General features: G+C 24.9%; 11 protein-coding genes. 5 read left to right on the top strand and 6 right to left on the bottom strand.

Annotation, left to right across the window (positions count from 1 at the left end; all coding sequences use genetic code 11):
* The first annotated feature begins 415 nt into the window (after positions 1-415).
* The gene (locus Q0J69_RS10935) at positions 416-1,117 is read left to right on the top strand and encodes a hemolysin III family protein (RefSeq protein WP_297207402.1); all 702 of its coding nucleotides are present in this window, start codon (positions 416-418) and stop codon (positions 1,115-1,117) included.
* Between the two features lie 1,400 nt (positions 1,118-2,517).
* Here Q0J69_RS10935 and Q0J69_RS10930 read toward each other — a convergent pair.
* The 3 genes from Q0J69_RS10930 to Q0J69_RS10920 all read right to left on the bottom strand — a co-directional run bounded on the left by Q0J69_RS10930 (position 2,518) and on the right by Q0J69_RS10920 (position 5,998).
* The gene (locus tag Q0J69_RS10930; RefSeq protein ID WP_297207401.1) at positions 2,518-3,057 is read right to left on the bottom strand and encodes a hypothetical protein; all 540 of its coding nucleotides are present in this window, start codon (positions 3,055-3,057) and stop codon (positions 2,518-2,520) included.
* A gap of 665 nt (positions 3,058-3,722) precedes the next feature.
* Entirely contained in the window at positions 3,723-5,063 is a 1,341-nt protein-coding gene (locus Q0J69_RS10925; RefSeq protein ID WP_297207400.1) for an MATE family efflux transporter, read from the bottom strand.
* Between the two features lie 47 nt (positions 5,064-5,110).
* Positions 5,111-5,998, bottom strand: coding sequence for a DUF58 domain-containing protein (locus Q0J69_RS10920; RefSeq protein ID WP_297207399.1), 888 nt, complete (start codon positions 5,996-5,998; stop codon positions 5,111-5,113).
* Positions 5,999-6,251: 253 nt separating this feature from the next.
* Between Q0J69_RS10920 and Q0J69_RS10915 the strand changes: the two genes are divergently transcribed.
* From Q0J69_RS10915 to Q0J69_RS10900, 4 genes are all read left to right on the top strand, one after another.
* Entirely contained in the window at positions 6,252-7,340 is a 1,089-nt protein-coding gene (locus tag Q0J69_RS10915) for a DUF3810 domain-containing protein (RefSeq protein ID WP_297207398.1), read from the top strand.
* A 57-nt stretch (positions 7,341-7,397) separates the two neighbouring features.
* Positions 7,398-7,574: a hypothetical protein gene (locus tag Q0J69_RS10910; protein WP_297207396.1), complete on the top strand. Its 177-nt coding sequence runs from the start codon at positions 7,398-7,400 to the stop codon at positions 7,572-7,574.
* A gap of 251 nt (positions 7,575-7,825) precedes the next feature.
* Positions 7,826-8,296, top strand: a complete 471-nt coding sequence (locus tag Q0J69_RS10905; RefSeq protein WP_297207393.1) for an STM3941 family protein — start codon at positions 7,826-7,828, stop codon at positions 8,294-8,296.
* 2 nt (positions 8,297-8,298) lie between these two features.
* Positions 8,299-8,874: a hypothetical protein gene (locus Q0J69_RS10900; RefSeq protein WP_297207390.1), complete on the top strand. Its 576-nt coding sequence runs from the start codon at positions 8,299-8,301 to the stop codon at positions 8,872-8,874.
* An 84-nt stretch (positions 8,875-8,958) separates the two neighbouring features.
* Here Q0J69_RS10900 and Q0J69_RS10895 read toward each other — a convergent pair whose 3' ends face one another.
* The 3 genes from Q0J69_RS10895 to Q0J69_RS10885 form a co-directional block, all read right to left on the bottom strand.
* The gene (locus Q0J69_RS10895) at positions 8,959-9,426 is read right to left on the bottom strand and encodes a hypothetical protein (RefSeq protein WP_297207387.1); all 468 of its coding nucleotides are present in this window, start codon (positions 9,424-9,426) and stop codon (positions 8,959-8,961) included.
* A gap of 114 nt (positions 9,427-9,540) precedes the next feature.
* On the bottom strand, positions 9,541-10,008 hold the full coding sequence (locus tag Q0J69_RS10890) for a periplasmic heavy metal sensor (RefSeq protein ID WP_297207384.1): 468 nt from the start codon (positions 10,006-10,008) through the stop codon (positions 9,541-9,543).
* A 135-nt stretch (positions 10,009-10,143) separates the two neighbouring features.
* A complete protein-coding gene (locus tag Q0J69_RS10885) occupies positions 10,144-10,956 on the bottom strand; it encodes a DUF4349 domain-containing protein (protein WP_297207381.1) in 813 nt (270 codons plus the stop codon).
* Positions 10,957-10,959 lie beyond the last annotated feature (3 nt).

The raw sequence follows: 10,959 nt of genomic DNA, 5'->3' as shown, positions 1-10,959 counted from the left end.
TGCGTTAAAGAGATTATAAATTTAATAAAAACTAGGGCGGGTGTGCTTTTATAATTAGACAGTAAAATTAATTAGAACGCTGTTTTTAATAAAAGCAGGAAATTTATAAGGGCGGGGTATGTAATAAAATTTAAAATTTATTTAAATCAGGAGTGATAATTGTTGCATATAATCAATATTTCTGCAAATTATATAAGTATATTTTTTATAATACTTTGATAATCAATCATATTATTAAAACCTTTTTTAAAATTATATTAACATAATTTATATCTAACTATTTTGGCAGTATGTATATTATACATTAAAATCAAAAAAAATAGTAATAATTAGCTATTAATATAGTTATTTCATCTCATTTATTTTATTTAAATATTATTTATAATATTTAAATAAAATACGGAGGTGTAAATATATGCAAAATACATCATCAGTTAATATGTTAAATAGTGATAAGTTAAATTACAATAAATTTGAATATAAAACTAAAAAAAATAAAAAAATAGGAGAGCTTTATTCAGCAATATCACATGGCACAGGTGCTTTGCTTTCAATAGCAGGTATTGTGCTTATGCTTATAAAAGTTAAGGCGAGTCCAATCCCTGTAATAATTTACGGTGTAGGTATAATATTTTTATATACATTTAGTTCTTTATATCATTTTTTCCCTAAAGGAAAAGTAAAAACGTTATTTAGAAAATTTGATCATATAGGAATATACATTTTTATAGCAGCAACTTATACACCTCTTTGTATATTTTCTCTTCCTAAGAATATCGGAATATTGATATTATCAGTTATATGGGGATGTGCTTTGATAGGAGTTTTATCAAATACAGTTTTTAAATATAAAAATATTTACTTAAGACTTATTTTATATATTTTGATGGGTTGGATAATTGTATTTGCTTTTAAGCCTCTTTTAAATTCCTTCTATATATTGCATTTAAATTGGCTTATTTTAGGAGGAGTATTCTATACTGTAGGTGCTTTCTTATATGCTTTTGGAAAAAAATTTAATGACAAAGCTAAACAATTTACCCATGATATATTTCATATATTTGTATTGGCTGGTTCTTTTGCACATTATTGGTTTTTATATAGTTACGTTATATAAAAAATATTAGATTTGTTTAAGAAGTGCCTGATAAAATTTTTATAATTTATCAATTACAAAAATAATGTTTTATATATTGTATAAACTATTTTTTAGTATATAAATATGTAGTCGCTTCGCATGTCTAGTCCCATCAGTCATAAATAAAATTAGTTTTTAAACAAGTCTAAGTCTATTATAATGAATTGAGTAGTATAATTTTGCCTATGTATGAAGCGGTATTAACCATTCGTTAGATAAATTTTGAATTTACTTACATTCCCCACCCTTTATGTTTAAAATCTAATTTGTTATTTCTGCGTTATTTTTATTTTTAATTGACTCTGTTATTTTTACTACCCACCCAAGCGTTTTTTAAATTTGTAGCCAACTCACCGCACGCAGAACGAAGTTAAAAATATATATTTATTTGCAATTCAAATTTTTATTAGATTAAAAATTAAGTTCAGCGTGCGTTAATGAAAATTCCAAATTTAATAAAAACTAGGGCGGGTGTGCTTTTGTAATTAGACGGTAAAATTAATTAGAATTATATTTTTAATAGAAGCAAAAAAATTATAAGGGCGGGGTATGTTATAAAAATTTTAAAATTTATTTTCATTTTCCCACCCTTTATATTTTCTGCTTTAATCTGTAATTTCTGAGTTATTTTTATTTTTAGTTAAAAATAGTTATAGCACTGACCACCCAAGCGTTTTTTAAATTTATAGCCAACTCACCGCACGCAGAACGAAGTTAAAAATATATAATTATTTGCAATTCAAATTTCTTTATATTAAAAACTGAGTTCAGCGTGCGTTAATGAAAATTATAAATTTAATAAAAACTAGGGTGGGAATTCTTTTATAATTAAATAATAAAATTAATTAAAATGCCGTTTTTAATAAAAGCAAAAAATTTATAAGGAGGGTATGTTTAAAAAAATTTTAAATTTACTTACATTTTCCCACCCTTCATATTTTCTACTTTAACCTGTAATTTCTGCTTTATTTTTCTTTTTAATTAATTCTGTTATTATAACTGCCCACCCAAGTATTTTTTAAATTTATTGCCAACTCACCGCACGCTTAATTGATTTATGATTATAAATTGAGTAGTATAATTTTGTCTATGTATAAAGCGTATTTACCGTGCGTAGAATAATTATAAAAAAACCCCTTCACCTGAGAAACAAGCAAAGGGGCAGCACAGTATTATATTATTCAATCAAACCCACTATGATAGTAACGAAAAGGCTTGAATAAATATATTGGTATAAATGTAATTTTTAGTAAGTAAGCATTATAAGCTTAAAAATAATAGTTTTTATGTTATAATGTGTTCGGGTAACGGGTATATAGAGGAGGAGTAACGCCTACCCCTATATACTCTACAAACGTAAAAACTATATTGAATACAAATTAAGCAGCACCTTTCAATGCAACATAAACTACTACTTCTTTATCATTGTATCCATCTTTAGATATTTTAATAGTAACTGCATAAGCATCTACTGAATTACTAGTCCAACCACTATCTAAAGATGTACCATTTTTTAAAGTAATTTTAGCTCCGTCATAAGTAAAGTCTGAAGCTTGTAAGCCATTATCCACAGTAGCAGCACTTTCTCCTCCAACTGCAGTAGTTTCACGTACAACTTTTGAAATTGTAAAAGTATAACCTTGATTAGCTACATCGCTACCGTCTATTTGCATTGTTAAAGCTTTCTCTTTTGCTCCACTTACAGAAGTAGTTGTTCCAGCATTTATTACTACACCACTACCAATCTGAGTAGCATCTGGGTTAAATGTTACAGTACCTATTTCTTTATTTTGTGTTGTTGTACTTCCGCCGCCACCGTTCTCATCTGTACTTCCAGTTGTATTTTTGTTATTACAGCTTACGCCTAGTAATGATAAAGCCATTACCATTACGAAAATAGATAAAATCTTTTTGTTCATAAGTTGAACTCCTTTTAATAAATTTTTTTTATTATAAACATTATTTCTAATGCTTATTGCTGAGTGAATGGAATTAGAGTGTTCCAGTATTATGTTAAGTTTATTTATTGAAATATTATTTAATGTTTTAGAATATACTTTGCTTAATATAACAATTAATTTATGCAACACAAAAAGAGATTGCAGAGTTATTGTAGTTAGTATTATGTTAGGCTTATTTTTGTGATTAGAATATTTTTTATTGTTTAAAGAATAATTAGAGTGCTGAGTGCTGAGTGCTGAGTGCTGAGTGCTGAGTGCTGAGTGCTGAGTGCTGAGTTTCAGCTATATGAATAGTGTTTATTAATAAGTTTTTCATGCCTTTATGATAGGCTCTTTTATATTTTATGTCAATATTTTCTTTACATTTTTTTATTATTTTTTTAATTTTTTTACTTCAATATTTCAAACATATATATAAGATAGATTTATATTATAGTCATTGCAAATTTATTTACAGATACTTTTATAATAAACTTGTTTCAAAACTAATTTTATTTATTAATTATAATACTAGCCTTCGGCAGCAATTTACATACTCAAATAACAATTTACACAACATATAAGACATTATATTTATGTTTTTTTAATTAAATAATATTTATAAGTTTACATAATATATAATATTATAATTTCTTATTCTTAAAAGCATACTTATGAAAATAAATGCATGTAGGAATTATACCAATAGCCCATCCAACAGGATTAGCAAACCATACCCCTACATATCCGAAAGGTATTGATAAAAATATTGATCCGCCTACCTTGATTGCAAGTTCAGTAATTCCTGATATTAATGGTATTAAAGCATTTCCTATAGCTCTTACAGAATTATTATATAAAAGTATAATGGCTAAAAACGGATAAAATAAAGATGATATCCTTAAATAGCCTTTGCATATATTCGCTATAATATCTATATACTCATCATTGCTGGATATAAAAAGCCTTACTAAATTATCTCCGAATATAAATATTATTATTGCTGATATTATGCTCAATGATAAAGACAATATAATAATGCTTTTAAAACCGTCTTTTATTCTGTCAAATTTGCATGCTCCGAAATTCTGTGCAGTATAAACAGCAAAAGCCTCAGATACAACAAAATATGCCATTGAAGCAAATTGATTTATTCTATTTCCAGTAGTATAAGAAGCTACAACATTCGTTCCAAAAGTATTAACTACTCCGCTTATTATCATCTCTCCAATAGATAAAAATATAGCCTGTATGCTCATTGACACACCTATTTTTATAATCATAAATAAATTACTAGAATTGAATACAATATCCTCTCTGTTTAATTTTAGAATTGGAAATTTATTTATAATATATAATATACTTAAGAAAGCAGACATTATTTGAGATATTACAGTTGCTATTGCTGCTCCCAAAACGTTCATTTTTAATAAAGCAACGAATAATAAATCTAATATTATATTTATTATTGTGGTCAATATCAAAAAATATAATGGAGTCTTGCTATCGCCTAAAGCCCTTAATATACTTGCAGCACCATTATAAAAAAGCTGTCCGAATGATAATCCTATACATATTTTAAGATACAAAACAGAATTATCTATAATATCAGGAGGAGTTTTTAATAATAGCATCAAAGGTCTTGAAAAAAACATACCAAATATTAAAAGCAGTAAAGAACTAAATAAAGTAACAAATATAGAATTTATAAAAGTTATCTTAATCATAGATTCATTTTTAGCTCCAAAAAACTGCCCCATAACTATAGAAAATGCATTTGTAAATCCTATAGCAAATGATAAAAAGAAAAACATAGTTGAAGTAGTTGCTCCAATAGAAGCCAAAGCTCTTGAACCTACAAATTTACCTATTATAATTGTATCTGCCACACCATAAAACTGCTGAAATATTCCGCCTATAAGCATTGGTATGGAAAAATATATTATAGTTTTAAATGGACTGCCGACAGTCATATCTTTAGTCATAATAAACTCTATTTAACGAAATTAAAGTATCAGATTGTATATTATTTTTATCTCTTTCTTTTAACAAAAAATTTCATAACCTCAGTAACATAATCGCTTGAAGTATCTAATATTATTTTTTCTATGGAATTTCTTTTTAAAAATTCTAATTTCTCATCCATTAGTTTAGTCTGCTCATTGAAATATTCTTCTCGCACATATTTGTTTGACATATCAAAATAAACATAATCCTCTTTTTCCAAATCAGATAATACTAAAGTACCGCCTAAATTAGGGAGATTATATTCTAAACTGTCATTAACCAAGCATACTATAAAATCATGACGCTTTCTTGTTATATCTATCTCTTTTTTAGGAAGATCGCTGCATGCATCTGTTATTAAGAAAGTAATGCTATCTCTCTTCTGTATTCTATTAAAATATTCTAAAGCATTAGCAACATTAGTTTCTATACTTTTAGGTTCAAATTCTATAAGCTCTCTTATTATTCTAAGTACATGATTTCTGCCCTTTTTTAAAGGTATAAACTTTTCAACAGTATCTGTAAATATTAAAAGTCCAACTTTATCATTATTTTTTAAAGCAGAAAAACTAAGCAATGCACTAAGCTCTACAATTAAATTATGTTTTGTCTTTGTAAATCCAAAATCAGTAGAAGCAGAAAAATCAGCCATTATTATTACGCTAAGCTCACGCTCCTCTTTAAATCTCTTTATAAAAGGCTCATTATATCTGGCACTTACTTTCCAATCCATAGCTCTAACATCATCGCCTACTATATACTTTCTAACCTCATCAAACTCTATACCATGTCCTCTAAATGCAGAATGATATTGTCCTGCAAAATATGAATTTACTATTTTTGAAGTTTTTATCTCTATCTGTCTAACAGACTTTAATAATTCCTGAGAAGTTATGTTATTATTATTAAACATCAGCAACCTATTCTTTTTAATTATTAATTGATTAATATTATATTACTAATGAATAAAAAACAATAGACTTGCTTCATTATTATTATATAATTTAAATTTATAGTATAATTTGAATTTATTGCTGCATAATTTATTTCTTTGTATAAGGAATATCAAAAAGTATAATGATTTTCTAATAAAAAACATGCAATATCTATATATGCTGTGAAATATATTTTGACAAAATTTTAATTTTAAGTATAATACATTTATAATGAAAAATAAAACTAAAATAATATTTATATTTTCTATTTTTTTCATAGCTGTTATACTAAAAATAATAACTTTCTCTAAAAATTTTATAGAGAATTTTTATTCAAGAATAGTATATAAATTCATATCAGGAAATATAGGAAATCTTACATCGCTTATCAGTTTTTCACTCGGAGAAATACTATTAATTATATTTATACTTTTAATAATTTTATATATTTTATTATCTATAAAAAAGATACTTTTTTCAAAACATAATTTAAAAGATAAATTAAAAATATTCGGAAATTGTATCTATAATATAGTATGTTTAGTAATTATTATATATATAGTTTTTATGGCAGTATGGGGACTAAATTATTACAGAGTACCATTAATAGAAAATTATTCGCAATATAATGATAATCCAATAACCAATGATGATATTTACTCATTAGCTGATAATATAATAAAAAATATTAATAACTTAAAAGATGAAATGAAATATACTAAAGTGATTACTAATTATCAGGCATTAAATAGAATGGTTGAAGCTGAATATAATAAAGTATTTGAAGAGTTTGATTTTTTAGCAATGCCATATTCCAAAACAAAGCCTATAATGATGTCAAAACTATTTTTACATTTACAAATAACTGGCATATATTCTCCTTTTACATCAGAAGCAAATGTTAATACTCTTATTCCTAATGTATCTTTGCCTTTTACAATAGCACATGAAATGGCACATAAAATAGGAATAGCTTATGAAGATGAAGCAAATTTTATATCGTATGTAGCATGCTCAAAACATAGTGATCCTTTTGTAAAATATTCTGCCAATTTTGAGGCACTGTTATGTGTATTAGGAGAATTAAAAAGAGATGAAAGTTACTCTCATTTAATGTCTAATTTAAATGCTGAAACTAAAGAAGAAATAAAAAAATATTATGAGTTTTGGCAGGAATATATGGGAAAATTATCAAAGGTAAGTCAAAAGGTAAATGATACATATTTAAAAGCAAATAATCAGGAAGATGGTATAAAAAGCTATTCAAGAGTTGTAAAATTATTGGTATTATATCATAGAAGTATCAATTCTATATCTTAAATAAAAATGATTTTTTTACGATAATAAAAAACACAATAAATTAATAAAAGGTATTTTATGCGTTTAGATGAACCTCCTTATTTTTATAAGTGCAAAAGCTGTAATAAAAGATTTAGTGTAAGAAGAAAAAAAACAACAATTTCTATTTTATTTTTTAAAATTAATTCTCAAAAATGCCCATACTGTAAAAGCGGCAGAACGAAAAATATAGATGATATTGTAAAAAATATGTAATTACTTTTTATTTGATATGCTAATCAATATAAAACAAAGCAGATATAGTAAAAATTATACCAATAACTGTCATTAAAAATATAACTACGAATATCATCAATGAAGCTGTTTCGCCTGTATACATATAATTAAAAAATAGGCTAAGAAATTCTAAATAAAAATAATTATTCTTCAATTATAAACACTATTGAATTATTTAGTATATAAGTGTATTATCTTTAATAGAAGAAAATAGGAGAAATTAATTCTTTATGAATAATGATTTACCCAAAATTGAAATATATAACAGCAAAAGAAAATTAGTTTTATTATTATTATTTTCTTCTGTTTTTATTGTAATTTCAATATTATCTTTTATGCATTCAAATTCTTATAAAAAAATATTATTTGTTATTAGTTTGTCATTTTTTTTAATACACTTTTTGATTTTGATAGTTAAGTTACTAAAATTAGGAAAGCCTATAATTGTTTTAGATGAAAATGGTATAATGTATAATATGCTATTAAAAAATAAAAATATATTTGTAAAATGGACTGATATTAGAGAAATATCTTTTTCAAAAACATTTATATATTTATACTTAAAAGAAGAAAGCAGTTTATCTATAAATAGAAAAAATCCTAATGAACCTATTGTTTTTTATATGTTGGGATTAAAAGATCCTGTTACTGTTCTAGCTATGATAACATATTATTTTGAAAAAAGCACTGAGGTTGTTTGATTATGAAAGATATTAATAAATTATTTTCAAACAGTAAATTTTCTGTTAAGGTTTATATTAATAATATTAGGTATTTTGCCATAATGATGATAGGTTTAATAGTTGCCATACTTCTTATAAGCGTATTATTTACAGAAACAGATAGAGATATGAGGGCTGCTATTATATTTGTAGTATGCTTTTTTATTTTTGGTGTTATTATACTCTCTATAATTTTAATTAGAAGTGTATTTTTTAAGAAAGCAAGCTTTATACTTGATGATAAAGGAATATATTATAATAATCTATTAGTAAAAAACTATATATATGTACTTTGGAAAGAAATAGAAGATTTAGATATAATAGGAGGATATCTTTTTATATATTTAAAAGATCCTCAAAGCTATTACTTAAAAAAATTTAAAGGAAATGTAATATCAGAAGATCCTCTTTATATATATTTAGCAGACCTAGATATAAGCAGCAGCTTTATAAAAAGTATGTTTGAGTTTTTCTACAATACTTATAAAGATGATGAGGATGACAATAATTGTAATGATGAGGATGATTACAAAAAATATTACAGAGATTATTATTAAATTAATTGTTATTTTTTAATAATAAACTAAATTTCATAATCTCATAAAGTGCTTTTGAAACAAGTCTATTATAAAAATATCAATTTATTTAAAATGTCTATTCAAATCAAGCTCTCTTAAAGTTCTTATCATCTGCATTTCCATTTGTATTCTAAAATTATCATTTACAGCACTGTTCACTGCATTATCATTAGGATTTCTTTGATATATTTGAGATTTTATTCTTGAATTATTAACTTTCATTTGATTTTCAAGCATTCTGTATCTAGGAGAATATCTGCCGTCTATAGCTTTTAATTTTTCTCTTTCCATATAATTCATATATCCGCTTCCAAAATAATGGAATCTGCCGTTTCTATAATAAGTCTTAGTATATCCTGGATTAGCAAATCTTGGTGTAGTTAGATCATTTTTATACGGATAAAGCGGTATTGCACTTCTTGTTTTAGGCGGTACAAAAGGTTTAACATTTCCAACTCTTGGCTTTGGTGCATAATAATACTGTGAAAATGCCATAACTGAAATTATAAAAAATAATGATAATATTTTCATAATGTATTCCCCCTAATTAAAACTATTATATATTATTAAAACAAAATAAACAAGATAAAATAAAAATTCCCGCACAATAATTTCATATCATGCGGGCAATTTTTGAGCGATTTTTTATTTATTTTGGTATACTTTATCTATCTCTATAAAACACTGAGTTCTTAATTTATCCAAATCACCTATGGCTTTAGTTTTAGCATCTATTGCAGCATTAATTGCATTTTGATCTGGAGTTTCTTTGTACATTTCAGCATTAATGATTTGTGATTGATTATATATCTCTCTTCTTAAACTATCCATTTGTGGGAAATATTTATCCTGTATAGTTCTAATTTGAGATATTTGCTCCTGAGTAAGATTGTTATTATAATATCTGTAGCCTCTTCCATATCCGCCTCTCATTCCATAACCATAGCCATATCCTCCTCTTCTTCCATATCCATCACCATATCCGCAGCCTCCTCTTCTTCCATATCCATCACCATAACCTCTGCCGTATTGAGCAAATAAAGACATTGAAGCAAAAACCATAATTGCTATTGAAATAAAAATAACCGCTTTTTTACTAATTTTGTTTTTCATATTGTTTTCTCCTTTTTTTAATTATTTCCATTTTTTGTTTTCTTATGCTTTATTAGACGCATAGTAATTAAAAAAGTTCCTCAAAAATTTAAAAAAATGCAATTTTTTTATTATACTAGGGATAAGTATATGAATTTATTTAATTTTTCTGTATAATTTCTTTATTAAACCGATTTTTCCAAAACATATATAATAAAATAAAGCCAATATTAATACAATAGGTATAGCTGCTGCTGTAAATCCAACTAAAAAGAATAATATTCCAGAGAAAAATTCTTTTAAAAATGATATTAAATTTAAATATTTATTATATATATTAGTATTAGATTTCATCGCTTCTCTATTTGAAATATTTAAAGTTATTTTTGAATAATCTATAGATGATTTTAAATTTTCAAAATTACCTTTCATAGTTTCTATCTCATAAGTTAAAGTATTAATTCTATCTTCTACTTTTAATATTTCATCAATACTTCTAGCCTCTCTTAAATAGTTCCTTAATTTTTCTAAAAGTACTTCTCTATTCTTTATTCTATTTTCTGAATCATAATATGTATCTGTAACATCCTGAGTATTAATATTTTTATTTTCAATATTTTCAGTTTCTTCTACAAAATTTATAAATGAATAAAGATTTTCCTTAGGTATTCTTACAGTGAGATAATATCTGTTTTTTGAAGATTCTATATTGTCAAAATAACCATTATATTCTTTAATTTTTTCCTCAATAGATTTATAACTCTTTTCAACATCTTTTGAATTTATTCTTATATCAACAGTAACTATCAATTTTCTCTCTAAACTATCAGAAGCACTTAAATCAGTATTTTCTTCTTTTTCTTCCAAACTTTGAGTTACTGCAGAATTAGATTGCGAAAAATTTGAAGCTCCTGAACCGCATGAAATTACAGATAAGATTATAATAAAAATACATATAAATCTCTTCATTAC

Origin of the sequence: uncultured Brachyspira sp., assembly GCF_944388875.1 — a bacterium.
In the GTDB taxonomy this organism is placed as follows: Bacteria; Spirochaetota; Brachyspiria; order Brachyspirales; family Brachyspiraceae; genus Brachyspira.
Note: the sequence above shows the minus strand (reverse complement) of the source record. Positions and strands in the feature narration are given on the sequence as shown.